Source organism: Wenyingzhuangia heitensis (genome assembly GCF_011762155.1).
GTDB lineage: Bacteria > Bacteroidota > Bacteroidia > Flavobacteriales > Flavobacteriaceae > Wenyingzhuangia > Wenyingzhuangia heitensis.
This window is the reverse complement of sequence record NZ_JAASQL010000004.1, coordinates 182,487-208,382: the sequence shown is the minus strand read 5'-3', so window position 1 is coordinate 208,382 and position 25,896 is coordinate 182,487. Positions and strand designations below refer to the sequence as shown.

27 protein-coding genes are annotated in these 25,896 nt (G+C 31.1%); 16 read left to right on the top strand and 11 right to left on the bottom strand.

Translation table 11 applies throughout. The features are described 5' to 3' along the window. The first annotated feature begins 1 nt into the window (after position 1). Together FHR24_RS13095 and FHR24_RS13090 are read left to right on the top strand one after the other, a co-directional pair. Positions 2-373, top strand: coding sequence for a hypothetical protein (locus tag FHR24_RS13095; RefSeq protein ID WP_167189651.1), 372 nt, complete (start codon positions 2-4; stop codon positions 371-373). A gap of 127 nt (positions 374-500) precedes the next feature. Further along, entirely contained in the window at positions 501-2,120 is a 1,620-nt protein-coding gene (locus tag FHR24_RS13090; RefSeq protein ID WP_167189648.1) for a M1 family metallopeptidase, read from the top strand. Positions 2,121-2,233: 113 nt separating this feature from the next. Here the strand turns inward: FHR24_RS13090 and FHR24_RS13085 are convergent, their stop codons facing one another. Continuing rightward, positions 2,234-3,028 (bottom strand): M48 family metallopeptidase, encoded by a 795-nt coding sequence (locus FHR24_RS13085; protein ID WP_167189646.1) that lies wholly within the window; start codon positions 3,026-3,028, stop codon positions 2,234-2,236. Between the two features lie 93 nt (positions 3,029-3,121). Between FHR24_RS13085 and msrB the strand changes: the two genes are divergently transcribed. The 4 genes from msrB to hemB all read left to right on the top strand — a co-directional run bounded on the left by msrB (position 3,122) and on the right by hemB (position 7,258). Then, a complete protein-coding gene (gene msrB / locus FHR24_RS13080) occupies positions 3,122-3,577 on the top strand; it encodes a peptide-methionine (R)-S-oxide reductase MsrB (protein ID WP_167189643.1) in 456 nt (151 codons plus the stop codon). 237 nt (positions 3,578-3,814) lie between these two features. Continuing rightward, complete coding sequence (gene ffh, locus FHR24_RS13075; RefSeq protein WP_167189640.1) at positions 3,815-5,161, top strand: signal recognition particle protein; 1,347 nt, start codon at positions 3,815-3,817, stop codon at positions 5,159-5,161. A gap of 106 nt (positions 5,162-5,267) precedes the next feature. Then, on the top strand, positions 5,268-6,143 hold the full coding sequence (locus tag FHR24_RS13070) for a bifunctional 5,10-methylenetetrahydrofolate dehydrogenase/5,10-methenyltetrahydrofolate cyclohydrolase (protein WP_167189637.1): 876 nt from the start codon (positions 5,268-5,270) through the stop codon (positions 6,141-6,143). 137 nt (positions 6,144-6,280) lie between these two features. Further along, on the top strand, positions 6,281-7,258 hold the full coding sequence (gene hemB / locus FHR24_RS13065; RefSeq protein ID WP_167189634.1) for a porphobilinogen synthase: 978 nt from the start codon (positions 6,281-6,283) through the stop codon (positions 7,256-7,258). Positions 7,259-7,297: 39 nt separating this feature from the next. On the opposite strand, the gene FHR24_RS13060 is transcribed toward hemB, so the two are convergent. Continuing rightward, positions 7,298-7,858, bottom strand: a complete 561-nt coding sequence (locus FHR24_RS13060) for a hypothetical protein (protein ID WP_167189631.1) — start codon at positions 7,856-7,858, stop codon at positions 7,298-7,300. Between the two features lie 126 nt (positions 7,859-7,984). Here FHR24_RS13060 and FHR24_RS13055 point away from each other — a divergent pair, with 126 nt between their 5' ends. Further along, positions 7,985-8,611 carry a 7-carboxy-7-deazaguanine synthase QueE gene (locus FHR24_RS13055; protein WP_167189628.1) on the top strand — a complete coding sequence of 209 codons (627 nt, stop codon included), beginning with the start codon at positions 7,985-7,987 and terminating at the stop codon, positions 8,609-8,611. Here FHR24_RS13055 and cmk read toward each other — a convergent pair. From cmk to FHR24_RS13025, 6 genes are all read right to left on the bottom strand, one after another. Further along, entirely contained in the window at positions 8,608-9,297 is a 690-nt protein-coding gene (cmk, locus tag FHR24_RS13050; RefSeq protein WP_167189625.1) for a (d)CMP kinase, read from the bottom strand. The two genes, FHR24_RS13055 and cmk, sit on opposite strands and share 4 nt — an antisense overlap. Positions 9,298-9,300: 3 nt before the next feature. Further along, on the bottom strand, positions 9,301-10,308 hold the full coding sequence (gene porQ, locus FHR24_RS13045; RefSeq protein WP_167189622.1) for a type IX secretion system protein PorQ: 1,008 nt from the start codon (positions 10,306-10,308) through the stop codon (positions 9,301-9,303). Between the two features lie 77 nt (positions 10,309-10,385). After that, positions 10,386-10,970: a dephospho-CoA kinase gene (coaE, locus tag FHR24_RS13040; protein ID WP_208412357.1), complete on the bottom strand. Its 585-nt coding sequence runs from the start codon at positions 10,968-10,970 to the stop codon at positions 10,386-10,388. After that, positions 10,970-11,923, bottom strand: a complete 954-nt coding sequence (locus tag FHR24_RS13035; protein WP_167189620.1) for a YbbR-like domain-containing protein — start codon at positions 11,921-11,923, stop codon at positions 10,970-10,972. The genes coaE and FHR24_RS13035 overlap by 1 nt, the downstream gene beginning before the upstream one ends. 102 nt (positions 11,924-12,025) lie before the next feature. Then, positions 12,026-12,319, bottom strand: a complete 294-nt coding sequence (gene yajC, locus FHR24_RS13030) for a preprotein translocase subunit YajC (protein WP_167189617.1) — start codon at positions 12,317-12,319, stop codon at positions 12,026-12,028. A gap of 87 nt (positions 12,320-12,406) precedes the next feature. Continuing rightward, positions 12,407-13,345: a transcription antitermination protein NusB gene (locus tag FHR24_RS13025; protein ID WP_167189614.1), complete on the bottom strand. Its 939-nt coding sequence runs from the start codon at positions 13,343-13,345 to the stop codon at positions 12,407-12,409. A gap of 254 nt (positions 13,346-13,599) precedes the next feature. Between FHR24_RS13025 and FHR24_RS13020 the strand changes: the two genes are divergently transcribed. From FHR24_RS13020 to FHR24_RS13005, 4 genes are all read left to right on the top strand, one after another. Next, positions 13,600-15,192, top strand: a complete 1,593-nt coding sequence (locus FHR24_RS13020) for a T9SS type A sorting domain-containing protein (RefSeq protein ID WP_167189610.1) — start codon at positions 13,600-13,602, stop codon at positions 15,190-15,192. 113 nt (positions 15,193-15,305) lie between these two features. Beyond that, positions 15,306-17,063 (top strand): ABC transporter ATP-binding protein, encoded by a 1,758-nt coding sequence (locus FHR24_RS13015; protein WP_167189606.1) that lies wholly within the window; start codon positions 15,306-15,308, stop codon positions 17,061-17,063. 57 nt (positions 17,064-17,120) lie between these two features. Beyond that, positions 17,121-17,498 carry a PUR family DNA/RNA-binding protein gene (locus FHR24_RS13010; RefSeq protein ID WP_167189603.1) on the top strand — a complete coding sequence of 126 codons (378 nt, stop codon included), beginning with the start codon at positions 17,121-17,123 and terminating at the stop codon, positions 17,496-17,498. Between the two features lie 116 nt (positions 17,499-17,614). Then, positions 17,615-18,256: a peroxiredoxin-like family protein gene (locus tag FHR24_RS13005; protein WP_167189600.1), complete on the top strand. Its 642-nt coding sequence runs from the start codon at positions 17,615-17,617 to the stop codon at positions 18,254-18,256. 60 nt (positions 18,257-18,316) lie between these two features. Here the strand turns inward: FHR24_RS13005 and sucC are convergent, their stop codons facing one another. After that, entirely contained in the window at positions 18,317-19,513 is a 1,197-nt protein-coding gene (gene sucC, locus FHR24_RS13000) for an ADP-forming succinate--CoA ligase subunit beta (protein WP_167189597.1), read from the bottom strand. 159 nt (positions 19,514-19,672) lie between these two features. On the opposite strand from sucC, the gene FHR24_RS12995 reads away from it, so the two are divergent. From FHR24_RS12995 to FHR24_RS12980, 4 genes are all read left to right on the top strand, one after another. Beyond that, positions 19,673-20,344: an ABC transporter ATP-binding protein gene (locus FHR24_RS12995; protein ID WP_167189594.1), complete on the top strand. Its 672-nt coding sequence runs from the start codon at positions 19,673-19,675 to the stop codon at positions 20,342-20,344. Continuing rightward, entirely contained in the window at positions 20,341-21,075 is a 735-nt protein-coding gene (locus tag FHR24_RS12990; RefSeq protein WP_167189591.1) for a 5'-methylthioadenosine/adenosylhomocysteine nucleosidase, read from the top strand. Before FHR24_RS12995 ends, FHR24_RS12990 begins: the two co-directional genes overlap by 4 nt. Positions 21,076-21,235: 160 nt before the next feature. Next, positions 21,236-22,492, top strand: a complete 1,257-nt coding sequence (locus FHR24_RS12985) for a dihydroorotase (protein ID WP_167189588.1) — start codon at positions 21,236-21,238, stop codon at positions 22,490-22,492. Continuing rightward, positions 22,492-23,136, top strand: a complete 645-nt coding sequence (locus FHR24_RS12980; protein ID WP_167189585.1) for an alpha/beta hydrolase — start codon at positions 22,492-22,494, stop codon at positions 23,134-23,136. Before FHR24_RS12985 ends, FHR24_RS12980 begins: the two co-directional genes overlap by 1 nt. Positions 23,137-23,170: 34 nt before the next feature. On the opposite strand, the gene FHR24_RS12975 is transcribed toward FHR24_RS12980, so the two are convergent. Together FHR24_RS12975 and FHR24_RS12970 are read right to left on the bottom strand one after the other, a co-directional pair. Then, complete coding sequence (locus FHR24_RS12975; RefSeq protein ID WP_167189582.1) at positions 23,171-23,335, bottom strand: YqaE/Pmp3 family membrane protein; 165 nt, start codon at positions 23,333-23,335, stop codon at positions 23,171-23,173. A 48-nt stretch (positions 23,336-23,383) separates the two neighbouring features. Next, entirely contained in the window at positions 23,384-24,145 is a 762-nt protein-coding gene (locus FHR24_RS12970; RefSeq protein ID WP_167189579.1) for an MBL fold metallo-hydrolase, read from the bottom strand. Between the two features lie 90 nt (positions 24,146-24,235). On the opposite strand from FHR24_RS12970, the gene FHR24_RS12965 reads away from it, so the two are divergent. Further along, positions 24,236-25,669, top strand: coding sequence for a TonB-dependent receptor (locus FHR24_RS12965; RefSeq protein WP_167189577.1), 1,434 nt, complete (start codon positions 24,236-24,238; stop codon positions 25,667-25,669). Positions 25,670-25,896 lie beyond the last annotated feature (227 nt).

The window sequence follows — 25,896 nt, the reverse complement described above, 5'->3', positions numbered from 1 at the left end:
GATGAGATTTTTAATCTATATGATACTAACATCCGTTTTTATTTCTTGTAATACAGGAAATAAAACGGATGTTACGCTTTTTAGAAAGGGTCATTTCAAAACCTATTTGGGAGAACGAAAAGACAGTTCTAACTTTTATAGAACTGAAAAAATTCAAATTGAAACTTACAAAAACCAAGTAGACACTTTTAGCGTTTACTGGAAATCTAACTTTGAATATGAATTGCGAAAAGTAAATCCTAAAAACAAATTAGATAGCATTCCTTTTATTGTGAAAATAACAGCCATTAAAAACAACTATTATAAGTTTAAAGGTTCTTATTTAGGGAGTAATTTTAAACAAGAAGGGATTACCTATAAAATAGAAGAATAACAATTTTGTTGTACATATATTAAAAAAGACAAGCTATGATAAAATCATACCTTGTCTTTTTTATGTTTAAACATTTTATACCTTAGATCAACGTTAACCATCAAACATCTATTAACCAAAAACAACTATGCTAAAAGGCTTTTTACTTTTTATTTTATGGTCGTGCAGTCTATCCGCTCAAAACTTTACCAAACAAGATAGTTTAAGAGGAAGCCTAACCAAAGAAAGAACCTGGTGGGATGTACAAAAATACACTTTGGATGTTACTGTCTTTCCCGAAACTAAAATGATATCTGGTAACAATACAATTACTTATAAAGTTCTAAGCCCTTATCAAATACTCCAGTTTGAATTACAAGATCCTTTGCAAATAGACTCTATACTTCAAGACAAAAACAAACTAACGTATTCTAAAATTGGAATTAGTTATTTTGTAAATCTCATCAAAAAACAGAAAAAAAACAGATTAGAAAACATCACTATTTACTATCACGGACAACCCAAAGAAGCCATAGATCCACCTTGGGATGGTGGTATAGTTTGGAGTAAAGATCCGTATCAAAAACCTTTTATAGCCACAGCCAATCAAGCTATTGGAGCAAGTGTTTGGTGGCCTTGTAAAGATCATCCTGCAGACGAAGCTGATGCCATGCAAATAACGGTTACCTGTCCTACTCCGCTAATTAATGTATCTAACGGAAAATGCACCCATATTACTAGAAATAAAAACAACACCACCTCTTATACTTGGGAAGTAAACAATCCTATTAACGATTATGGTATTAGCATGAACATTGCCAATTATGCCAATTTTAGTGAAACCTATTATGGACTAAACGGAAAATTAAATTGCGATTATTACGTATTGTCGTCCAACTTATTAAAAGCTAAAGTTCAGTTTAAAGATGTAGCCAAAACCTTAAAAGCTTTTGAATATTGGTTAGGGCCTTATCCTTTTTACAAGGATGGATACAAACTAGTAGAAGTTCCTTATTTAGGGATGGAACACCAAAGTTGTATTGGGTATGGAAACCAATACAAAAAAGGATATTTAGGCAAGCCAATGGGCTTATCTTCTTGGGGATTACAATTTGATTATATCATTGTGCACGAATCTGGTCACGAATGGTTTGCCAACAGCATTACCTGTAAAGATGTTGCCGATTTATGGATTCATGAATCTTTTACCACCTATGCAGAAAGTTTGTTTGTAGATTATTATTACGGTACACAAGCAGCTAATGAATATGTACAAGGATTAAAACCTTTTGTAAAAAACGACAAACCTATTGTAGGTCATTTTAATGTACACAACGAAGGTAGTGGAGATATGTATTTTAAAGGAAGTTTAATGCTACATACCTTACGACAAATAGTTGATGATGATGTTTTATGGAGAGAGATTCTAAAAGAAATTAATACTAAATTCTACCACCAAACAGTTAGCGGTAAAACGTTGATTGATTTTATCAATTCTAAAACAAAACTAGATGTAAAACCATTTTTTAAGCAATATTTACATACTACCGATATTCCTGAATTGGTTTTAAAACAAGACGGAGAATTTATTTCCTATCAGTGGAAAAATACAGTTGCTAATTTTAACATTCCCGTAAAAACATATCTTAATCACAAAAAAATTTGGATTACCCCTAACACTACTACTTGGCAACAAGTAAAAGGAAATATTTCTGATTTTACCGTAGATAAAAACTACTATATCCATACAAACAAAAATCCCAATTAAGATAATTCAATTGGGATTATACTCTATTTTATGAAACACTCTTTGTGTATCTGTGTTAAAATTCAATCAACTCAAGTAATTTTTCTAACTAATACACAATAGATTGAAACAACTTATTTATACTTAGCTGCCAACCTCTTAGCTTCGGGCAAATAAGATTGTAGTGTGGCAATTCTAGAATCGTTAGATGGGTGCGTACTTAAAAATTCTGGCTGAGAACTACCACCTAAAGATTTCATTCGCTGCCAAACCGCTACGGCTTCTTCTCCTCTATATCCTGCCATAATCATAAAGACTAAGCCTAATTTATCTGCTTCGGTTTCGTGTGTTCTGCTGTATTTTAACATCCCTAATTGAGAACCTAATCCATAAGCCATGTTCCACATTTGTTGTGTTTTTTCATCTTGAGTAGAGGTTCCAATAGCAACTGCCGCTCCTGCATACTGCTGAATTTGAGAAGAACTCATACGCTCTTGTCCGTGTTTTGCAAAAGCATGAGCAACCTCGTGTCCCATAATTGCCGCAATACCATCAGTATTTTTAGCTACAGGTAAAATTCCCGTATAAAAAACCACCTTTCCTCCTGGCATACACCAAGCATTTAATTGCTCATCTTCTACCAAATTAAATTCCCAACGATAACTATCCGCCTCTGAAGACATTCCGTTTGCTCTCATAAACTTATCTACAGCTTTAGAAATTCTACCTCCAATTTGTTTTATTTCTTGTGTTTTACTAACATTGGTAGATATTTTGTTCTCCTTTAAAAAAGTATTGTATTGCGAAAAACTAGTAGGTAACACAGTAGCATCAGACACAAAATTCAGCCTTTTTCTCCCAGTAATAGGCACAGTAGAACAAGCTGTTAAAAACGTAGCTATTAATATTGATGAGATAATCTTATTCATAATTTGTAATATTGTTTCATCACAAATATAATATTTGAATTTTTATTAGGTAATGATTCCTATCAACAATCGACTTACTATAAAATCTTTTTTATGAAAAAATCCATCCATATTATTCTATTCCTTCTTTTTTTAACCATTTCTAATGCGCACAGCCAAAAGAAAGTTATTAAAACAGATGCTGAATGGAAACAGCAATTAACAGAAAAACAATATTTTGTACTTAGACAAAAAGGAACTGAATATGCTTTTAGCGGAGAATATGACAAACACTACAAAACAGGAACTTATTACTGTGCAGGTTGTAACACTCCTTTATTTACCTCTACAACAAAATTCGATTCAGGAACAGGTTGGCCTTCTTTTGACAACCATATCAATAACAATGTTGCCTTTTTAATAGACAAAAAATACGGAATGGTAAGAACCGAAATTATCTGTAATGTTTGCGAAGGACACTTGGGGCATATGTTTAAAGATGGACCTAAAGAAACCACCGGAAAAAGATATTGCGTAAACTCAGCCTCTTTATTGTTTAATAAAAAATAAATCACCTAACATAAATCAATCATTTATAGTTAGTTATTGATTAACTTTAGAATCCCACAATGTTTATTTAAGAATAAAATCTTCATCAAAGCTAAGGGAAATAAATAGTATTTGTTTTTATGTTTTACAAATTTTACCCTCCAATATTGGAGGGTTTTTTGTTGACTATAAACCCTTTATAAGTTAGCAGATTCTTGTATATTTGCACCTCAACTTTAACAAAGTAAATTACAACATATGTTTAATAATTTATCAGATAAATTAGATAAAGCCTTACATCTTTTAAAAGGACACGGAAAAATAACGGAAGTAAATGTAGCTGAAACGCTAAAAGAAGTACGTAGAGCATTATTAGATGCCGATGTTAACTTTAAAATTGCCAAAGAATTTACTGTAAGAGTTAAAGAAAAAGCCATTGGTCAAGATGTATTAACTACCTTAAATCCAGGTCAGTTAATGGTTAAGTTGGTAAAAGACGAGTTAACCGACTTAATGGGAGGAGAAACTGCTGGAGTTAATTTAACAGGAAACCCAACCGTAATTTTAATGGCAGGTTTGCAAGGGTCTGGTAAAACTACCTTTTCTGGTAAATTAGCCAATTTCTTAAAAACTAAAAAAGCAAAGCAAGTATTATTAGTAGGTGCCGATGTATACCGTCCGGCAGCCATCAATCAGTTACAAGTTGTTGGAGAACAAATTGGAGTTGAAGTATATGCTGAACTTGAAAATAAAAACCCTGTTGAAATTGCCAAAAATGCAATTGCGCATGCAAAAGCAAATGGTAAAAACACAGTAATTATAGATACCGCAGGTCGTTTGGCTATTGATGAAGCTTTAATGACAGAAATTTCTAACATTCACAAAGCTGTTAATCCACAAGAAACATTGTTTGTTGTAGATTCTATGACAGGACAAGATGCTGTGAATACTGCCAAAGCATTTAACGACTTGTTAAATTTTGATGGAGTTGTTTTAACCAAATTAGATGGTGATACACGTGGTGGAGCTGCGTTAACCATTAAATCTGTAGTAAACAAGCCTATTAAATTTATTGGTACTGGAGAAAAAATGGAAGCAATTGATGTTTTCTATCCAGACCGTATGGCTGATCGTATTTTGGGAATGGGAGATGTTGTTTCTTTGGTAGAACGTGCTCAAGAACAATTTGATGAGGAAGAAGCTAGAAAACTGCAAAAGAAAATTGCTAAAAATCAATTTGGTTTTGATGATTTCTTAAGTCAAATTCAACAAATCAAAAAAATGGGGAACATGAAAGACTTGGTAGGAATGATACCAGGTGCAGGAAAAGCCCTTAAAGATGTAGATATTGATGACGATGCTTTTAAAGGTATTGAAGCAATCATCAACTCTATGACTCCTTTAGAAAGAACAGAGCCTAAAACAATTAACGCTTCTCGTAAAAAGAGAATTGCAAAAGGATCTGGAACTAGCATTACAGAGGTAAACCAATTGCTAAAACAATTTTTTCAGATGAGCAAGATGATGAAAATGATGCAAGGTGGAGGTGCTAAAAAAATGATGCAAATGATGGGTGGTATGAAAGGTGGAATGCCGGGAATGTAATATTTTAGTAGTTAGTACTGAGTAGTTGGTACTGAGTATTTTTTACAACGATTAAATATAAAACTTAATACTTTGTACACTGTACTTAGTACTAAATAACAACAAGATGACAATATTAGATGGTAAAAAAACGTCTGCAGACATCAAAGCTGAAATTGCAGAAAAAGTAAAAGAATTAAAAGCTCAAGGTAAAAAAACACCTCACTTAGCAGCTGTAATTGTTGGAAACGACGGAGCCAGTAAAACCTATGTAGGTGCTAAAGTAAAAGCTTGTGAATTGGTTGGTTTTGATTCTACTTTGGTAGAATTACCCGATACAACTACAGAAGCAGAGTTATTAGCTACCATTGATAAATTAAACAACAATGATGCTATTGATGGATATATTGTACAATTACCATTACCTAAGCATATTGATGAGCACAAAGTTTTATTAGCCGTAGATGCGACCAAAGATGTTGATGGATTTCATCCGACAAACGTAGGTAGAATGGCTTTAGAATTGCCTACTTTTTTACCTGCAACTCCTTATGGAGTTATGGAATTATTAGAACGTTACAACGTACCTACTTCTGGTAAAAATGTTGTGGTTATTGGTCGTTCTCATATTGTAGGTCGTCCTATGAGTATTTTAATGTCTCAAAAAAGAGCTGCGGGAGATGCTACTGTTACCGTTGCACACTCTAGAACCAGCAACTTAAAAGAATTAACTTTAAATGCTGATATTATTGTTGTAGCCTTAGGAGTTGCAGAATTTTTAACAGGAGATATGGTTAAAGAAGGAGTAACTATTATTGATGTGGGTATTACTCGTTTAGATGATGCAACCAAAAAAAGCGGCTTCCGTTTGGCAGGTGATGTTCATTTTGAATCCGTTGCTCCAAAAGCAAGTTTCATTACTCCTGTACCAGGTGGTGTAGGTCCAATGACTATTGCAATGTTGTTAAAAAACACTTTGTTAGCCGGAGAACAAAAAGCTTAATACAAAAAATATATTCCTAAAAAACTCTATGAAAAATTCATAGAGTTTTTTTTTATGCGTAAAACTTTCTCCTCTTTAATTTACTATGAAAACAAGCTGCTTTTTTGTTACTTTGTATTTCTAAAATAAGTTATAAAATGCTACAAAGACCTAGAAGAAATAGAAGAACTGAAGCTTTAAGAGCCATGGTGCGTGAAATTGAAGTAACCACTAAAGATTTTATTTACCCCATGTTTCTTGTGGATGGTAATGGCATCAAAAACGAAGTAAAATCAATGCCAGGAAACTTCCGTTGGTCTTTAGATTTATTATTAGAAGAAATTGAAGAATGTATCGCTTTAGGAATTAATAGCTACGTTTTATTTCCTGCGGTAGAAGAAGATTTAAAAAACAGTACAGCCACTTATAGTTATAGCGATGATAACTTTTATTTAAAAGCTGCTAGAACCATTAAAGAAAGATTTCCACAAGTTTGCTTAATGAGTGATGTTGCTTTGGATCCTTACTCTTCAGACGGACATGACGGTTTAGTACAAGACGGAATTATTTTAAATGACGAAACCTTGCCGATTTTAGGAAAAATGGCTGTTGCACAAGCTAAGGCTGGTTTTGATATTATTGGACCTTCTGATATGATGGATGGTCGTATAGAATATATTAGAGAGCAATTGGATGCTAATGGGTATAAAAATATTGCCATTATGAGTTATACCGCAAAATATGCAAGTGCTTTTTATGGACCGTTTAGAGATGCCTTAGATTCTGCACCAAAGGCAGGTGATAAAAAAACATATCAAATGGATCCGGCAAATAAAACTGAAGCTTTAAGGGAACTGGAATTAGATGAGGCAGAAGGTGCAGATTTTGTAATGGTAAAACCTGCTTTGGCTTATTTAGATATTATTCATTTACTAAAAGAAAACACCAACTTACCTGTAGCTGCTTATAATGTAAGTGGAGAATGTGCTATGTTACACGCAGCTGCTCAAAACGGATGGTTGGATTATGAAAAAGCGATGAGCGAAATGCTACTAAGCATCAAACGTGCAGGTGCTGATGTAATTTTAACCTATTTTGCTAAAGATTATGCAAAATTAATACAGAAACAAAAATAACAACTTAAAAAAAAGGCTTCCTTAATGGAAGCCTTTTTTTTATTCTTCTAACCAAACAGTTAGTGATGTAAATTTTGAATCCCCAGGAATTTGAGCCTTATCTACATTTCCTAACGTAAAGGTTTTAATCCCTAAACCTTGTTTGTTTATGGTAAACGTAGCGTTTATATCTTTTACAAAAACAGTTACCGATTTAAAACTAGCTTCTAATTTTTCTATAGAATGATTTACATTCACATCATTAAAAGTAGATGAAATTCCAACCTCTGATTTTGTTTTGTAAAGATCACTAAACACCGTTACACTTTTAATTTTAGAAATAGAATCTAAAGGATTTACGGGAGAAATAGAAAGTAATAGCTTTCCTCCTTTTTGATATATTAAATGAGTATCATTATCTAAAACATAATCATTTATATTCCCTAAATCTCCTTCGCTATATCTAGAGACTATAGAATCGTTTTTAAATAATTTTCCTAAATCTTTTACTGTAGTTTTATGGGTAATAACACCAACTTTATTTAAAGCAATAGTGGTATCTGGTTTGGTACAAGCAAAAACAAGTAAACAAACAGTAAAAAGGGAAATAAAATTTTTCATTTTAGTATAAATTTAAGAATCCAAAGTTACACAAATCCTATAGTTTATCGACTTAAAAACCTTTAGGCTACAAATAATTTTTATTCTTTAATTTCTTGTATCTTTGCACTCCACAAAACAACACCTATGGACATTAAAACCAAAGAACTTGTAAACAAAGGAGTTATGCTTCCGTTAATGGAAGAATTCTACACCATACAAGGAGAAGGAAATCATACAGGAACTGCTGCTTATTTTATTAGAGTTGGTGGTTGCGATGTTGGATGCCATTGGTGTGATGTTAAAGAAAGTTGGGATGCTAATTTACACCCTCCTACCCATGCAGATATTATTGTAGAAAATGCTAGCAAGTACAAAACTATTGTAATTACTGGAGGAGAACCGTTAATGTGGGATATGCAATACTTAACCTCATCTTTACAAAACAGAGGATTACAAACACATATAGAAACTTCTGGAGCGTATGCGTTAAGTGGGCAATGGGATTGGATTTGTTTGTCTCCTAAAAAAACAAAATTACCTTTAGATGGTATCTATCCAGAGGCTCATGAATTAAAAATGATTATTCACAACAAAAGTGATTTTGATTTTGCTGAGCAACAAGCCGCTAAAGTTTCTGACAAATGTACGTTGTATTTACAACCAGAATGGAGCAAAAAAGAAACTATGACTCCTCAAATTGTAGAATATGTAATGAAAAATCCTCAATGGAAAATTTCTTTACAAACTCATAAATATTTAAATATTCCTTAAAGTTTGGTCTTTACCAACGCTAAAATCTGATCAAACTGTTGTTCTCTAGATAAGTTAGAATTGTCTATTTCTATTGCATCATTTGCCATTATTAATGGAGAATCTTTACGTGTAGTATCTATCTGATCACGTTCTACTACGTTGTTATATACTTCATCAAAAGTTACAGCTGTATTTCCTTTGGCAACCAATTCATCAAACCTACGTTGCGCTCTTGTATTTGCCGAAGCTGTCATAAATAACTTTAATTCGGCATTAGGAAACACAACGGTTCCAATATCTCTACCATCCATTACAATACCTTTAGACTCTCCCATTTGTTGCTGTAAAGCCACTAACTTTTGCCTAACTTGTGATATTGCCGCTACTTTACTTACATAAGAAGAAACTTCCATTCCTCTTATTTTAGACACTACATTTACATTGTTTAAATACACTTCTGAAAATCCTAAAGCGGCATTGTACTGAAATGTAATTTGAATATTTTTTAAGTCTTTTATTAATAACTCATTATCAACCTCTCCCTTTTTAACATATCCATTTTGCAAAGCATACAAAGCTATAGCTCTATACATGGCTCCTGTATCTACATACACATACCCTAAATATTGGGCTAATTGTTTTGCTACTGTACTTTTTCCTGTTGATGAAAATCCATCAATAGCAATGATTATTTTTGAACTCATAAATTACAAATGAAGTGTTAAACCAAAAGTACTATACTTTGCTCCTTCTTGAAATTTAGCAAAAGCATAATCAAACTTAATGTACTTGGTATTTATTCCAAAACCATAAGACAATCCGGCACCTGTTCTAGCTTCACTTAACTGAAACTCTTGTGATCTACGGTGATTGTATCCTATTCTTAAATTTAGTTTTTTTTCTGGCCAAAGCTCTGCTCCTATAGAAAGATGTCTTAATGCATTGTCTACATCACTAATATTTTCTTCGGTTACATTGTCATTTAAATCTGTTTTTTCTCTAGATGGATTGGGTTCACTAATAGCCCAATTGGAAATATCATCTATAGCACCATACAGTTTAATAGGCACATGTTCTAAACTATATTCTGCAGCCATAATTACATTTTTACCAACCTCTTCTTCTCTATCTAAATACTTAGTTAATTGTTTTCCTGAATTTCTAACCACGATAGAAACTATAAAAGGTAGTTCCGGATGTAAATAGGTAATTCCTAAATCATACAAAAAAGCAGAGGAGGTATAGGTATCTATTTTAGACGATATGTATTTTGCTGTAATTCCAAAAGTAACTTGTTTATAAGTATAACCGTATCCTAAATTAAACGCAATATCTCTAGCTGAAAAAGTCCCTAACACATCAGGTCCAGAAGCATCTGTTCTTTCTAAATCTCCATATCCAAAATACTGTACTCCTAAAAAAGCAGTTCCATATTCAGGTTTTATAGATCTTGCGTACACTAAAGAACCAACGTTAATATCTGCAATGTAATTCACAAAATTAACAGATACATCTCCGTCTACTTGACTATTTACTGCAGATGGATTCCAAAGTACTTGTGAAACATCATTTCTAGTTGTTAAAGTAACACCTCCCAAAGCTATTTGTTTTGGAGATGTTGGAGTATTTAAAAAAGCATAAACAGTTTCTCCCCCTGTTTGTGAAAACAAGTTTTGAGAAAGGAATATAAAAACAGTTAGTAGTATATATTTCATGTAAATTCTAAACGATAAACAAATATAAACGCTTCAATTTTAAATATGGTATTATTTTATTTTTGATCGGCATTAAACTACAAATTAATTTCCATCAATTGTTCATGAATTTTTAAGATTTGCTCTTTTAGTAACAAAACATCATCATTCTTAATTATAAAATCAGCTTTTGCTATTTTATCTTCTTGACTCCATTGGTTTTTCATTCTTGCCAATACGGCTTCTCTATCAATATGATCTCTTAGCATTACTCTGCTAATTCTATTTTCTTTAGATGCTGTAACTACAATTACTTTATTGCATAATTCTTCACTTTTGTTTTCAAACAAAATAGCATTTTCATACACTAAATAATGTGCAGTTTGAAGGGCTACAAATTTTTTAAAATGTTGATGAACTGCAGGATGCACTATTGCATTTAGTTGTGTAAGTAAATCTTTATTATTAAAAACTTTATTTGCAATGTAGGCTCTATTTAATTGATGGTTATGATAAGCTTGCTTTCCTAATAAAGCTATAATTTTTGATTGTACTTCTAGAGAGGTATTCATTATTATTTTTGCCTCAACATCGGCAATATAAACAGGAATTCCTAAGGATTCAAATTCCTTAAGCACGGTACTTTTCCCACTTCCAATTCCGCCTGTTAAACCAACAACCATTATTCTTTTAAAATTAAATATTCTACCTGATTGGTATTTAACTTAGCACTAGAAACTACTCCTGACTTTTTAACCAATTCTATTTTTATATGCTTGCTTCCTCTATTGTTATAATCACAAATTACAGTAAAATCGTTAGCCTTAACTACATTAAATTGCGACAAACGAACCTGACATGTAACCTTTACTTTTTTAGGATACAAAACAACATCATCAGATGGAGCATTTATAATTTGGACTGCTACCATCAATGTTTTTTCTGTAATTTTTTCTACCTCAATTTTTAGCTCCACCTGTTCTTTATTAAACTCTATTTTTTGAATTTCAGGTTTGATGATTTCTATTTTTTCGTCAATAGAAGTAATTACATCTTTTTTTGTGAATGCAGCTAACTTTATTTTACTCACTTTTGCAAGTTGCATTTCAGGTCCCGACACTATAATAGAATCTGGAATTAATTTTATTCCACTAAAAGAGTTGTACCCTGAGTGGTAATTAATAGAAATATTGGGAACTACAGGCACTTTTTTAAAACTCTTTTTACCCAATTTTACCTCCACAGTATCTTCTATAACATCTAGCAAATTTATTTTTTCTTTAATTACAGATCTTACTTGTTTTTTTAATTCGGCATTGGGCAAGTAATAAGCGTATTGATCTCTTTTTTTTATGGCTGCCAAAGAAATTTGAATTTGATTTCTTTTAAAAGCATTTGAAAAAAAATAAAATCCATCGGACTCTATTCTAAAGGATAAATTTTCTTGTGGTTTTTCTTGAAAAACAAATTGATTTGGCAAATCAACATATTCTATAGTGTAAGAAACAACTTGTGTATAGGTGTTAGATAATTTGTTTAAGAACCAAAAAATAAAGGTTCCCAAAACAAAAAGTAAAAAAACCGAATCTCTTCTTTTGTTAAATTTATAAGTAGCTAATTTTTTTCTGTCTGCCATAGGTGCTAAAGTAACAAATGATGTGGATTAAACTTGTATTCTTTAAAACAAAAAAACGTCTTTAGAAGTTCTAAAGACGTTTGTATTTTTGTGTTTATTACACTATTTTTTTTCCGGAGCGTTGTATTTTTTTGTCAACTCTATATTTAAAGCTGCTTTTTCTATTAACAATTTCCCCGCATTGGTTTCTATCATTACGGTTCCTTCGTTAATTTCTATCAATTTTCCGTGAATACCTCCTGTGGTAATCACTTTAGTTCCTTTAACCAAAGATTCTTTAAATTTCTTTTCGTTTCTACTTTTTCTTACTTGTGGAATTATCATAAAAAATACGATAAAAATTACCATTACAACTAAAAACATAGGACTCATTGGACTTTCTTGTAATACAATCATTTTAAATTTATTTTGTTTTTATTTTATACAATTTATTGCAGTTTCAAATATAATAAAACACTATAAAATCAATCTATAAAATTGATTTTATAACATTCCTCTTCCAATTTTATTCAATCGGTTTGTAGCTTCAAAATCTTTCCAAATTTTATCTAAAACTCCGTTAATAAATACGCTACTTTTTTCTGTAGAATAATCTTTGGCAATTTCTAAATATTCGTTTATAGTTGCCTTTACCGGAATTGATGGAAATTTTAAAAATTCACAAATAGCCATTTTAATTAAAATCATGTCTAAATCTGCAATTCTATCTGTTTCCCAGTTAGGTGTTTTATCTATAACCTCTTCTTCAAATTGAGGTAAGTTTAGTACAGTTTTCTTAAACAAGTCTGATGCATACGCTTCATCATCGCTATTTTTATAAAGTCTACCCAATACAAAAGTATCATTTGCTTTTAATTCTTGAATTGTTTTTACAACCCATGTATTTACAAATGGAATATCATCTGCCCAACTAATATTTTCTCCTTCAAAATATTCAGCTAACTTTTCGTTTGGAGCTATCAATTGTGCAAAAAACTTTACTACAAATTTCACATCAGCCTTATAAGAAATCTCTTCTTCTGCCATATATTCTTTATACAAATCACTAGCTAATAGTTCTGTATAAATATTTGTTACATATTTATCATCTAAATACCAGTTGTTTAACTGATTTTCTTCTATGTAACTTTGTAAGGAAACACTTTCACTTAAAGTGTTAATTACTTTGTTTTTAATAAATTTTCTATTGGGATTTAATTCCTCGGCAGTAACCAAGTATTTTTTCTTAGCAGCATTTTGAGTGGTTGCTGCTAATTGATTAACTCTTACAATCATGTCTAAAGACAGTACATATAAATCGTACATTTTATCAATACTTTGTCTTAAGAATTTTTCTTCTTTAACAATATTATCACTCTTAGAGTGGGTTATCGCATAAACTGATTGCATCACCTTTACACGAATATGTCTTCTGTTAATCATTTGAAAGAACTTAATGTTTTTGAATGTACAAAAGTACTACTTAATTAAGTTATGTGAAAAGATTACGTTTAAAAAAAAACATCTCTAAAAATAAAATTTAATTACTAACAAACACACTTCAAAAACTCATAAGCCATAAACAAACAAGTAATTAATTATTTATTTACTAAAAAACACATTAAAAAAACACAGATAACACAATAACAAATCACTTAAATATAATTTTAAACCTTTATTAACCAAAAAAACAAATTATGTTAAAAAAACTATTATTCTGTTTTATGCTGTATAGCGTAAACTTTTTTTCTCAATCTAATTTAGCTATAGATGATGAAAATAGATACTACAAAAATGTTAATACTACTGGAATTATTAAAACCCTTATTGTTGACAATCCTAATGACAATTCTGGAAATCAAGACAGTAATAAACTTCAGAACTTAATTAACCAAGTTAGCAACCTAACTTCTAACAATAAAAAAGGTGGAATTATAAAAATACCTGCCGGAAAATATTATTTTGACAATATTATTATGAAGTCAAATGTTCACATAAAAGTGAATAAAAATGCTACATTGATACTAGGACCTGTTCCAGATCCAAATAAAAACATTACCATGTTTGTATTTGGTAAAGACAATGACACCAAACACACAAAAAATGTTAGTATAACTTGTGATAGCAATAATAGCAATGACAAATTTACTGTTAATTTTAATCTATCAAACTACAATAGCTCTAAGTTTATAACTTGTGCTAGAGTTGAGAATTTTTTAATCTCTGGTATTAAAGTTTATGATAACTACACTAGATTACCTGTTATTGGGATTACAAATTCTAAAACAAATAATACGTTTTACAGGTCTAGACAAGGAGTGGTTAAAAATATTACCTCTTTAAAATCAGCATATGGATATGGTCTGGTACAAATGCATGCAGGAACAAACATTCTTTTTAAAAACCTTTGGGGAGAAGGTGGAGTTGTTTTAAGACTTGAACCACATTACAGAGAAAATGAAGCAGGACAAATTTTGATACATAATATTATTGCCAGAAATATTAGTGGGCGAAACGGAAATGCTACAGTAATGTTATCTCCTCATAGACTGGATCATGGCTTTGTAGATATTAGAAATATCAAATCAAACTCTAGTGGATTTGCTTTAAGAATAGAAAGTGGATTTAGTAGCAAAGTTTACAATCCTGCCACAGGAAAAAAAGGTAAAGCTTATGATAATAATGGAAATGAAATAACAGGTTCTTTTTCTTCAAATTCTGTATTTAAAAATATATCTGCCATTTACGGGACCAAAGCTCAACTAAAAGACAAGCATTTTAAATACATTCCATGTTCTCTTTACAACAACTCCTTGCTTAATGTAGATGAAAATGGACAACACATTACAAGTATACCAACATATGTAGGACCTGCAATTGTTGCTGTTCATAAAAGAAATAACTATACGTTAAATAATATTTCTAACATTACTGCTACTGGTTTTACCAAGCAAAAAAACAATGGTAAAACATTTTACAACAGCGATTCTATCTTTACTTGTGGTAACGTAAATATTACTAGTATACAAAAACAGCTAGAAACGGTAACATTTAATCAAAACAACAATACTATTAAAGTTTTTCCAAATCCTGTAACAAACAGTTTACATATTAATAATAGTATAAATAGTGTTCTAAAAATTTATACTTCTGTAGGAATTTTAATAAAAGAAATTATTGTAACCAATAACTCATATTTAGTAAATACTTCGTTTTTAAAACCAGGAATATATTACATTAATGTTAGTAATGACCAAACAAGTTACCAACAAAAAATTATAAAAGTATAACTCCAAAACAAACACACCCCTAAAAGCCATATTAATTAATATGGCTTTTTTTGTAAGTTAAAAAAAATAAATTCTACTATCTTCGTGAATACAAATAGGCATCTCCCCTTTCCATGAAAGAATTAAAATACATCAACCAATTTTTCTATAAATATAGATTCAGACTTTTATTAGGAATTTTAATCTCTATAGCTTCAAGATATTTGGCTGTAAAGGTTCCTGAAATTGTTAAAAACTCCATTAATGCTGCAAGCGATTACCAAAAAGGAATTGTTACAGATCTAGATATGGTTAAAGAAGAACTTCTATTTAATATTTTATTAATTATTGGACTTGCTTTTTTATCTGGTTTTTTTACTTTTTTAATGAGACAAACCATTATTGTAACCTCTAGATTGGTAGAGTTTGATTTAAAAAACAAGGTCTACGAACAATACCAACGTTTGAGTTTAAACTTTTATAAGAAAAACAGAACGGGAGATTTAATGAACCGTATTAGTGAAGATGTAGGTAAAGTACGTATGTATGTAGGACCTGCAATTATGTACACTATAAATATGTTAGTTATGTTTTCTGTTGCCATTTATAAAATGGTGCAAATAGATATAAAACTTACCTTATACACGTTACTTCCTTTCCCACTCTTATCGGTTTCTATTTTTGTTTTAAGCAAACACATACACTTAAAAAGTACTGTGGTTCAACAACAACTATCTAAACTAACTACGTATACTCAAGAAATTTTCTCGGGTATGAATGTGATAAAATCTTATGCAATAGAAGAAATTACCAAAAAAGACTTTTTAGACATTGCAGAAGAAAATAAAAACAAGAATATTGAATTGTTTAAAATTCAAGCCTTCTTTTTTCCTTTAATGATTTTATTAATAGGTACCTCCAACCTAATAGTATTATATGTGGGTGGAATGCAATACATAAAAGGACATATTAGTATTGGTGTTATTGCAGAATTTATAATGTATACAAATATGCTAACTTGGCCTGTTGCCATAGTAGGTTGGGTAACCTCTACCATTCAGCAAGCAGAAGCTTCACAGAAAAGAATCAACGAATTTTTAAATCAAGAACCCGAAATCACCAACCCTACAGAAACTATTATACCTATTAATGGAGCTATACATTTTAAAAACGTATCTCTAACATATGATGACACAAATATTACCGCTTTAAAAGACATTAGTTTTACTGTAGAACCTGGAGAAACCTTAGCTATTTTAGGTAAAACAGGATCTGGAAAATCCAGTATTCTAAACCTAGTAAGTAGATTGTACGATACCACAACAGGAACCGTTTTAATTGATGATACTCCTATTAAAAATCACAATTTATACAATTTAAGAAACCACATAGGTTTTGTACCACAAGATCCTTTCTTATTTTCTGACACCTTAGCCAATAACATTCGTTTTGGTAAAGAAGATGCCACACAACAAGAAATAGAAGAAGCGGCTAAAAAAGCCGTTGTACACGATAATATTATAGGCTTTAATAAAAAATACAACACTGTTTTAGGAGAAAGAGGAGTTACCCTATCTGGAGGACAAAAACAACGTGTTTCTATTGCTAGAGCCATTATAAAGCAACCTCAAATATACATTTTTGATGATTGTTTGTCTGCTGTAGACACAGAAACAGAAGAAAAGATATTACAAAATTTAAAATCAATTAGTGCAAACAACACCACAATAATTGTAAGTCACCGTATAAGTGCAGCACAACATGCAGACAAAGTTATTGTGCTAGATGATGGTAAAATTTCTCAACAAGGAACTCATTCGGAATTGGTTACTACTACTGGAATTTATCAAGAAATTTACAAACAACAGTTAGAAGAAAAAGAAATAGAATAATTTACTGTAAAATAATTATTTTTATATATTTGAGTAGATAACAGTAATCAACAAAAAATGAAAGAAAGAGAAGGGCAAGAAGAAATTTTTTCTCAAATCCTAAGAGCTGGAAGAAGAACCTATTTTTTTGACGTTAGATCTACCAAAGCAGGTGACTATTACCTAACAATTACCGAAAGTAAAAAGTTTACACATGACGATGGTAGTTTTCATTATCAGAAACATAAAATCTACTTATACAAAGAAGATTTTGTTGAGTTTCATGAACAACTAAAACAAGCTACTGATTTTATTATTGGTGAAAAAGGTTTAGAAGTGATTAGTGAAAGACACCAAAAAGACTTTAAAAAAGAAGATGAAGAGTCTGAAAATCTTAATGAAAATGCCCCTATGGCAACTGCCGATTTTACAGAAGTAAATTTTGACGATATATAAACCAAAAACTCAGCCATAACAGCTGAGTTTTTTTATTTGTAGCAAACCAAATTAAGTTCACTATTTTGATAGGTCTAAAGATTGTTTCGACTTATCTATTATAAAATTTAATCAACATGAATTTAACAGAACAATTAGCAAATAAAAAACAAGAAAGTGCCTCTAAAATTCCTCAAGAAATTTATGCAAAAATGAGCAAAGCTACTCAAGATTTGATAGACAAAAACATCTCTAACAACACTCCTAAAAAGGGAGATAAAATTACAGATTTTAAACTACCGAATAGCAATGGTACTACCGTTCATTTATCAGAAATATTATCAAAAGGAAAAGCAGTTATTTCTTTCTACAGAGGTGGATGGTGTCCTTATTGTAATTTAGAATTAAAAGCCTTAAATAATATTTTGCCTAAGTTAAAAGAATTAGGAACTAACTTGGTTGCCATTACACCAGAAACTCCAGACAACTCTTTAACAACTTCTGAAAAAAACAATTTAGAGTTTGATGTGTTAACAGATTATAACAATAAATATGCAAAAGAATTAAATTTAGTTTTTCAATTATCTGATGAAATTAAAAACATCTACAATTCTTTTAATCTTGATATAAAGCAACACAACGGTAACGATGATTATGAACTTCCTATGCCTGCAACTTTTATTGTAGATACAACTGGAATTATTCTATATGCATTTGTACCCGAAGACTACACTACCAGGTTAGATCCTGATGAGATACTAGAAATATTAAAAAAGTAACAAAAAAAAGGCTCTGTTTAAAACAGAGCCTTTTTTAATATATCTTGTATTCCTTAATAACTAAGCCAATACCTCTTGTACTTTTTCAGCAGCTTCTTGAAATTCTGTAGCCGAAATTACATTCAACCCTTCTTCAGCATCAATTAAAGCTTTTGCTTCTACAGCATTTGTTCCTTGTAAACGTACAATAATAGGCACATTTATTTTGTCTCCCATATTTTTGTAAGCATCTACAACTCCCTGTGCCACACGGTCACAACGAACAATACCTCCAAAAATATTTACTAAAATAGCTTTTACTTTAGGATCTTTTAAAATAATTCCAAAAGCAATTTCTACTCTTTCTGCATCTGCAGTTCCACCAACATCTAAAAAGTTAGCTGGTTCTCCACCTGCTTGCTTAATTAAATCCATAGTTCCCATTGCCAAACCAGCTCCGTTTACCATACATCCTACATTTCCATCTAAGGCTACATAGTTTAAACCTGCAGCTTTAGCTTCCACTTCTGTTGGATGCTCTTCTTTAATATCTCTGTATTCTATATAATCTTTGTGACGATATAAAGCGTTTTCATCTAAAGAAACTTTTGCATCTACAGCTAAAATTTGATCATCAGCAGTTTTAAAAACTGGGTTGATTTCAAATAAAGACGCATCTGAACCTTCGTAAGCTTTGTACAAAGCCATTGCAAACTTGGTCATATCTTTAAATGCTGCTCCAGACAATCCTAAATTAAAAGCAATTTTACGTGCTTGAAAAGGTAAGATTCCTGTTCCTGGATCAATTTCTTCTGTAAAAATTAATTCAGGAGTCGCTTCAGCAACTGCCTCAATATCCATACCTCCTTCTGGAGAATACATAATCATGTTTTTACCTGTAGCTCTGTTTAACAAAACAGACATATAGTACTCTTCTGGTTTAGAAGGTCCATCGTAATAAACATTCTCAGCAACTAATACTTGGTGTACCTCTTTTCCTTCTGCCGAAGTTTGAGGAGTTACCAACATCATACCTAAAATTTGTTCAGCATACATTTTAACTTCTTCGATAGATTTAGCGATTTTTACACCACCTCCTTTACCACGTCCACCTGCGTGTATTTGTGCTTTAACAGCAAAAACTGTACATCCTTTTTCTGCATGAATCTTATTTGCAGCCTCTAATGCTTCTTCTGGTGTTGCAGCAACAAGTTCCATAGGTACTTTTACTCCAAAACTTTTTAAAATTTCTTTTCCTTGAAATTCGTGTAAATTCATAAAACTCTATTCTTAAAATATATAATGTTTTCCAAAAATATAAATAACGTTTCACTAATAGTCTTATTCATATCTTTTTTTTACGAAAAAATAAGTATTTAACAAAAAAGCGAGAATCGTATCTTTTTTAGTACTTTCGTTTTGATACTATTTACCTATATGATAATTGCCAAAAACATTCAGAAAACATTTCACAATACCCAAGTTTTAAAGGGAATTGATTTACATATTAAAAAAGGAGAAGTAGTTGCTATTGTTGGACCATCCGGTGCAGGAAAAACAACACTTTTACAAATTTTAAGTACGTTAGACAAACCTAACAATGCTTTAAACAGTGAACTCATTATTAACAATATCAATCCTGTTAACTTAAAGGATAAGAAAATTTCTGAATTTAGAAATCAACACATTGGTTTTGTATTTCAATTTCATCAATTATTGCCAGAATTTACAGCTATTGAAAACATTTGTATTCCTGCTTATATTGGTAACAAAAAAAATGACACAACGCACAAAAGAGCGTTAGAGTTGTTAGATTTTTTAGGAATTAAAAACAAGGCCAACAATAAACCCAACCAATTATCTGGTGGAGAGCAACAACGCGTAGCTGTAGCTAGAGCGTTAATTAATCAGCCTGCCATTGTTTTTGCCGATGAACCTAGTGGTAATTTAGATACCGAAAGTGCGAATAACTTACACGACTTGTTTTTTGAATTAAGAGATAAGTTTGATCAAACTTTTGTAATTGTTACTCACAACGAAAAATTAGCAGACATGGCCGATAGAAAATTAACCATGCGAGATGGTAAAATTGAAACTTCAGTAATATGATCGGAATTATTAGTGCTATGCACGATGAATTGGCTGAACTTTTATTGATTTTAAAAAACAAAAAAACAACTGTTTTAGGAAATCGTGAGTATTACACAGGGACCCTCCATCATAAAAACGTAGTAATTGTATTTTCTAAATGGGGAAAAGTAGCAGCCGCCATTACCACAACTCAATTAATTAGTAGTTTTCACCCCTCTGAAATAATTTTTACGGGAGTTGCGGGTGCTATAAATCAGGAATTAAATATTGGAGATATTGTATACGGAACCTCATTGGTTCAACACGACATGGATGCTTCTCCCCTATTTTCCAAACTAGAAATTCCTTTGTTAAACAAAACATATATAGAAACCAATTCTAACGTTTCTCTCTTTAACTCTGTAACACATTTTCAAACCTCTTATTTTAAACACATTCCTAAAAAAGAAGCAGAAGAATTTGGAATTCAATCACCTAAAATTGTAAAAGGAATTATTGCTAGTGGTGATGAATTTGTAAGTGATGCTGTTAGTTTTAATAATATAAAAAACAACATTCCTAATTTGCAATGTGTAGAAATGGAAGGGGCTGCTGTAGCTCAAGTTTGTTATGAATATAACATTCCTTTTAATATTATCAGAATTATATCAGACAAAGCAGACCATAGTGCTCCTATTGATTTTCCTGTTTTTACTAAAAAAGTTGCTAGTAAATATGCAAAAGGCATTCTAGAAAATTATTGCAGTTAATTTTTGTTTGCGTATCTTTGATTAATCTTTAAACAATGACAAGAAACGCTAAACTACTTTTTGCGAATTACAGTTCAACTCAACCGAGTACAATTGTTTATTTTCCCAGTTCTAGGAACACAACACATCTTTTTTCAACTACCTTGAATTATTTTATAGCATGAATATTTTATTAAAATCGGCTACTATTTTTGACTCTAAAAGTGAACATCATCTTAAAAATCTAGATGTTTTAATTGAAAATGGTCATATTTCTAACATAGCACCAAACATTACTTGTCCAAGCAATTGCCAAGAAATTAAACTTGATAATTTAACCATATCTAATGGTTGGTTTGATGCAAGTGTAAGTTTTGGAGAACCTGGATACGAAGACAGAGAAACCATTACCCACGGAATAGAAGTTGCTGCCAAAAGTGGATTTACACAAGTAGGATTAAATTCTAACTGTTATCCATTTACTGATTCTAAATCTATTGTAAACTTTTTAAAAACAAAATCTGTTGGAACTGGAGTTAATATTCATCCTATTGGTAGTTTAACCAAAGAAAGCAAAGGACAAGACATTGCCGAATTGTATGACATGCAACAAGCAGGTGCTATTGCTTTTAACGATTATAAAAAAGGAACAAAAAATGCCAACCTTATAAAAATAGCTTTACAATACACACAAAGTTTTAACGGTTTGGTTATGAGCTACCCTAACAATTGCAACATTGCAGGAGACGGTGTGGTTAACGAAGGTGTAAATAGTACTCATTTAGGCTTAAAAGGAACTCCTGCCTTGGCAGAAGAGTTACAAGTAAGTAGAGATTTATTTTTACTGGAATATACAGGAGGAAGATTACACATTCCGACCATTAGTACGGCAAAATCTGTAGTTTTAATAAAAGAAGCCAAAAGCAAAGGACTACAAGTTACCTGCAGTGTAAGTGCAGATCATTTAACCATTACAGATGACGAACTACACGCTTTTGATGCCAATTTCAAAATTGCCCCACCCCTAAGAACACAAAAAGATATTGATGCTTTACTAGAGGGAATAAAAGACGGAACTATCGACTTTATTACTTCGGATCACGACCCTATTGATATTGAAAATAAAAAACTAGAATTTAGCAATGCTTTTGACGGAACTACTGGATTAGAAAGTCTATTTATTAGTCTACAAAACATTTTAGGCTTAGATATTTTAATTGATAAAATTACCACAACTCCACTTTCTATTTTTGGATTAGAAATCTCTACTATTAAAGTTGGAGAAAAAGCCAATCTTAGTTTATTTACTACCAAAGGAACACAAATTTTTACCAAAGAAGCCATTTTATCAACCTCTAAAAACAGTGCCTATATTGGAAAAGAAACTACCGGAAAAGTATACGGTTCTTATAACAATAGCATTTTAACCTTAGCTTAATGACAGATTTATCTTTAGAATATATAGTTAGAGAACCTTTAACTAACACAGAAAAAGCTCCCTTAATTTTACTAATTCACGGTTATGGTAGTAACATGGACGATTTATTTTCGTTTGCTAACGAATTACCTAAACAAGCCTTAATTGTTAGCGTACAAGCACCTACAGCTTTACCTTTTGGTGGCTATGCTTGGTACAGCATTACTTTTGATGCTGATGAAAATAAGTTTTCGGATCCTGATGAAGGAAAAGAGTCCGTTCAAAAACTAAATATTTTTATTGATGAAGTAATTAAAAAATACAATGTAGATACATCTAAAGTATTTATGACTGGCTTTAGTCAAGGAGCCATTTTAAGCTATGCGTTTTCTTTTACTTTTCCGGAAAAAGTTCAATATGTAGTTGCTTTAAGTGGTTACTTTAATCACGATTTTCTACTAGAAAAAGCCCAAATAAACAAAGTCGATTATTTTATATCTCATGGAACAGCAGACCAAGTAATCCCTCTTGATTGGGCGAAAAAAGCTCCAGAATTACTAAATTCTTTAGGTGTAAAATATACATACAAAGAATATCCTGTAGGACACGGAATACATCCTACCAATTTTTACGATTTTAAAAATTGGATTACAGAAAAGTTATAATAAAAAAAGGAGTGCATTGATGCACTCCTTTTTTTTAGTCTTGAGTTACAATCCACAAAGAATGTACAATAGCTGGTAAAAAGAAAACAAAACACAAAACAATATTAATAATTAAATGTTTGTCTGCTCCTCTTTTTAAATATACTGCTAATGGTGGTAATAAAATAGATAATACTATTAGTAAAATTTTGTTAGTCATCGTTTAGATTTTTAGTTGATTATTATAAGGAAAGATAAAAAATATCTTTTACAATTTTATTTCTAAACCATCATAAGCTAAAAAAACATTCTCAGGCAATTGTTCACTAACTTCTTTATGAAATCCTAAGCGGTGGCTTATATGTGTAAAATATACTTTTTTTGGCCTTAAGACATTTACCAAAGCCAAAGCTTCATCCAAATTTAAATGCGTAGGATGCTCCTCTATTCTTAAAGCATTGATCACCAAAACCTCTAGATTTTTAAGTTTTAAAACCTCTGAAGCATCTAAGGTTTTTACATCCGTTAGGTAAGCAAAATTTTCAACTCTATATCCTAGTATAGGTAAATTTCCATGGTTTACTTTTATTGGTATAATATCTTTATTTCCTAACACAAAAATGCTTTCATCAATAACAGTAGGAATTACAGCTGCTGCTCCAGGATACCTATTTTCAGTAGTAAAAATATATTCATATCTTTTGTATAAACTTTCCATAACTCGTTGCATAGCAAAAACAGGCATCGGTCCTTTTTTATAGCAATAAGGCCTAATATCATCTAATCCTGCTATGTGATCAGAATGTTCGTGGGTAAACAAAATAGCATCAATAGTTGTTACCTTGTTATTTAGCATTTGCATTCTAAAATCCGCTCCACAATCTACCAAACAAGAAAACCCCTCCCACTCTATTAATACAGAAGAACGCATTCTTTTGTCTTTAAAATCTGTAGAGAAATTAACCGGTTCGTCTGATAATAACATGGGAACTCCTTGCGAAGTTCCTGTTCCTAAAAAAGTAACTTTCATGGTTTAAAATCTTATTTCAAAAATACGAAAACACAGCTACTTAGAAGTGTAAATTTGGTATATTTGATTTGTAACACAGAAATAATTAACATGGCAGTATCACATAAAGGAGATATCCTGGTAGAGAACATCCTAACTAGTAAAACAAAAGCACTAAAAATAAATCTTAACAAAAATATTTACGGAACTTTTTCGGAAATAGGAGCTGGACAAGAAACTGTTCGTCATTTTTTTAGAGCTGGTGGATCTTCTGGAACGATTGCAAAAGCCATGAGTGCTTATGACAAGGACTTTTCTGATGCTATTTACGGAATTGAAGATGACAAAAGATATGTGACTGAAAGCCGTTTAAAAAAAATGTTACGTCACGAAATACAACTGATTGAAAGTCGATTAAATCGTCATAAACACCCAGACAAAATGTATTTTAGTTACGCAAATACAGTTGCTACTATAGATTTTGCCAAGCAATTTAAAGGTCATGGATGGGTAGGTATTCATTTTCAGTTATCGCCACACGAGCAACATAATGAAATTGTTTTACACTTACGTTTTAAACAAACCGATGCTACTTTACAGCAAGAAACCTTAGGTAGATTGGGAGTGAATTTAATTTATGGTGCCTTTTATCACAATGACAATCCTAAAGACTTAATTAGTTCTTTGTACGACAATATTGAAATTGACGAGATTGAAATTGACATGATTAATTTTTCGGGACCACGTTTTACCTATGTAGACAATAGATTAATGAGTTTGCAATTGGTAAAAAACGGAATGACCAATGCTGTTATGTTTAACGACAGCGGTAAGAATTTATTACCTGCACAAGAATTATACAAGAAAAATATATTGGCCTTACGTGGTAGGTTTAGACCTGTTACTAAAGTAAATATGGATTTGTATGAAGAGTCTCAAAAGTTGTTTTTTGCAGACAAAAGAGTTGATCAAAACAGAACAAGAACTATTTTTGAAATTACACTTTCGAACTTAAAAAATGAAGGTGAAATTAATGAGCGTGACTTTTTAGACCGAGCAGATTTACTTTGTTCTTTAGGACAAATAGTAATGATTACTAATTTTCAGGAATACTATAAATTGGTAGAATATTTTGGAGAATTTACCAACGAACAAATTGGTTTTGCTATGGGGGCTGATAGTATTATGAATATTTTTGATATTAAATATTATCACAATTTAAAAGGTAGTATTTTAGAAGGTGTAGGAAAATTATTTTCTCATAACTTAAAAATATACTTACACCCTATTTTAGATGATGCTGACAATACTATTATTGATAGTAATAATTTAAAATTAAACCATAGAGTTAAAGAACTATATGCTTATTTTAAAACTTCGCATAAAATAATAGACATTACAAACTATAGAATAGAGCACATGAAAATTCAAGCTCCTGATGTGTTCAAAAAAATTAGAACCAACGAAAAAGGTTGGGAAGCTATGTTACCAGAAGGAATTGCAGAAACCATAAAATTTAAAGGATTGTTTGGTTATAAAAAATAACAAACAATTAATATATACGCTAAAAAGCACCAAAAAAGGGAATTGCTAAAACAAAATATAGCACTCCCTTTTTTGGTTTTTATTTTTGTTAAAGTAGATTAAAATTAACGAATCCTAATCAAGAAATAAAAAACATATAAAAAGAAAACAATCAACACAAAATGTGTATCCTTACCTATTAAACACTCCTAACTCCACAAAAACTTTTGTATATTCGTGCGTTTACG

Excerpts from the sequence above, each read along its gene's own strand:
- FHR24_RS12975 (WP_167189582.1), bottom strand. The coding sequence starts at position 23,335 with ATGACTAACAAAATTTTACTAATAGTATTATCTATTTTATTACCACCA.
- yajC (WP_167189617.1), bottom strand. The coding sequence starts at position 12,319 with ATGATTGTATTACAAGAAAGTCCAATGAGTCCTATGTTTTTAGTTGTA.
- FHR24_RS13060 (WP_167189631.1), bottom strand. The coding sequence starts at position 7,858 with ATGAAAAATTTTATTTCCCTTTTTACTGTTTGTTTACTTGTTTTTGCT.
- FHR24_RS12990 (WP_167189591.1), top strand. The coding sequence starts at position 20,341 with ATGATCGGAATTATTAGTGCTATGCACGATGAATTGGCTGAACTTTTA.
- FHR24_RS12970 (WP_167189579.1), bottom strand. The coding sequence starts at position 24,145 with ATGAAAGTTACTTTTTTAGGAACAGGAACTTCGCAAGGAGTTCCCATG.
- FHR24_RS13095 (WP_167189651.1), top strand. The coding sequence starts at position 2 with ATGAGATTTTTAATCTATATGATACTAACATCCGTTTTTATTTCTTGT.
- cmk (WP_167189625.1), bottom strand. The coding sequence starts at position 9,297 with ATGAGTTCAAAAATAATCATTGCTATTGATGGATTTTCATCAACAGGA.
- FHR24_RS12995 (WP_167189594.1), top strand. The coding sequence starts at position 19,673 with ATGATAATTGCCAAAAACATTCAGAAAACATTTCACAATACCCAAGTT.
- FHR24_RS13090 (WP_167189648.1), top strand. The coding sequence starts at position 501 with ATGCTAAAAGGCTTTTTACTTTTTATTTTATGGTCGTGCAGTCTATCC.
- coaE (WP_208412357.1), bottom strand. The coding sequence starts at position 10,970 with ATGGTTGTTGGTTTAACAGGCGGAATTGGAAGTGGGAAAAGTACCGTG.
- FHR24_RS13015 (WP_167189606.1), top strand. The coding sequence starts at position 15,306 with ATGAAAGAATTAAAATACATCAACCAATTTTTCTATAAATATAGATTC.
- FHR24_RS13025 (WP_167189614.1), bottom strand. The coding sequence starts at position 13,345 with ATGATTAACAGAAGACATATTCGTGTAAAGGTGATGCAATCAGTTTAT.
- FHR24_RS12965 (WP_167189577.1), top strand. The coding sequence starts at position 24,236 with ATGGCAGTATCACATAAAGGAGATATCCTGGTAGAGAACATCCTAACT.
- FHR24_RS13020 (WP_167189610.1), top strand. The coding sequence starts at position 13,600 with ATGTTAAAAAAACTATTATTCTGTTTTATGCTGTATAGCGTAAACTTT.
- porQ (WP_167189622.1), bottom strand. The coding sequence starts at position 10,308 with ATGAAATATATACTACTAACTGTTTTTATATTCCTTTCTCAAAACTTG.
- ffh (WP_167189640.1), top strand. The coding sequence starts at position 3,815 with ATGTTTAATAATTTATCAGATAAATTAGATAAAGCCTTACATCTTTTA.
- FHR24_RS13005 (WP_167189600.1), top strand. The coding sequence starts at position 17,615 with ATGAATTTAACAGAACAATTAGCAAATAAAAAACAAGAAAGTGCCTCT.
- FHR24_RS13010 (WP_167189603.1), top strand. The coding sequence starts at position 17,121 with ATGAAAGAAAGAGAAGGGCAAGAAGAAATTTTTTCTCAAATCCTAAGA.
- hemB (WP_167189634.1), top strand. The coding sequence starts at position 6,281 with ATGCTACAAAGACCTAGAAGAAATAGAAGAACTGAAGCTTTAAGAGCC.
- FHR24_RS13055 (WP_167189628.1), top strand. The coding sequence starts at position 7,985 with ATGGACATTAAAACCAAAGAACTTGTAAACAAAGGAGTTATGCTTCCG.
- FHR24_RS12985 (WP_167189588.1), top strand. The coding sequence starts at position 21,236 with ATGAATATTTTATTAAAATCGGCTACTATTTTTGACTCTAAAAGTGAA.
- FHR24_RS13070 (WP_167189637.1), top strand. The coding sequence starts at position 5,268 with ATGACAATATTAGATGGTAAAAAAACGTCTGCAGACATCAAAGCTGAA.
- msrB (WP_167189643.1), top strand. The coding sequence starts at position 3,122 with ATGAAAAAATCCATCCATATTATTCTATTCCTTCTTTTTTTAACCATT.
- sucC (WP_167189597.1), bottom strand. The coding sequence starts at position 19,513 with ATGAATTTACACGAATTTCAAGGAAAAGAAATTTTAAAAAGTTTTGGA.
- FHR24_RS12980 (WP_167189585.1), top strand. The coding sequence starts at position 22,492 with ATGACAGATTTATCTTTAGAATATATAGTTAGAGAACCTTTAACTAAC.
- FHR24_RS13085 (WP_167189646.1), bottom strand. The coding sequence starts at position 3,028 with ATGAATAAGATTATCTCATCAATATTAATAGCTACGTTTTTAACAGCT.
- FHR24_RS13035 (WP_167189620.1), bottom strand. The coding sequence starts at position 11,923 with ATGGCAGACAGAAAAAAATTAGCTACTTATAAATTTAACAAAAGAAGA.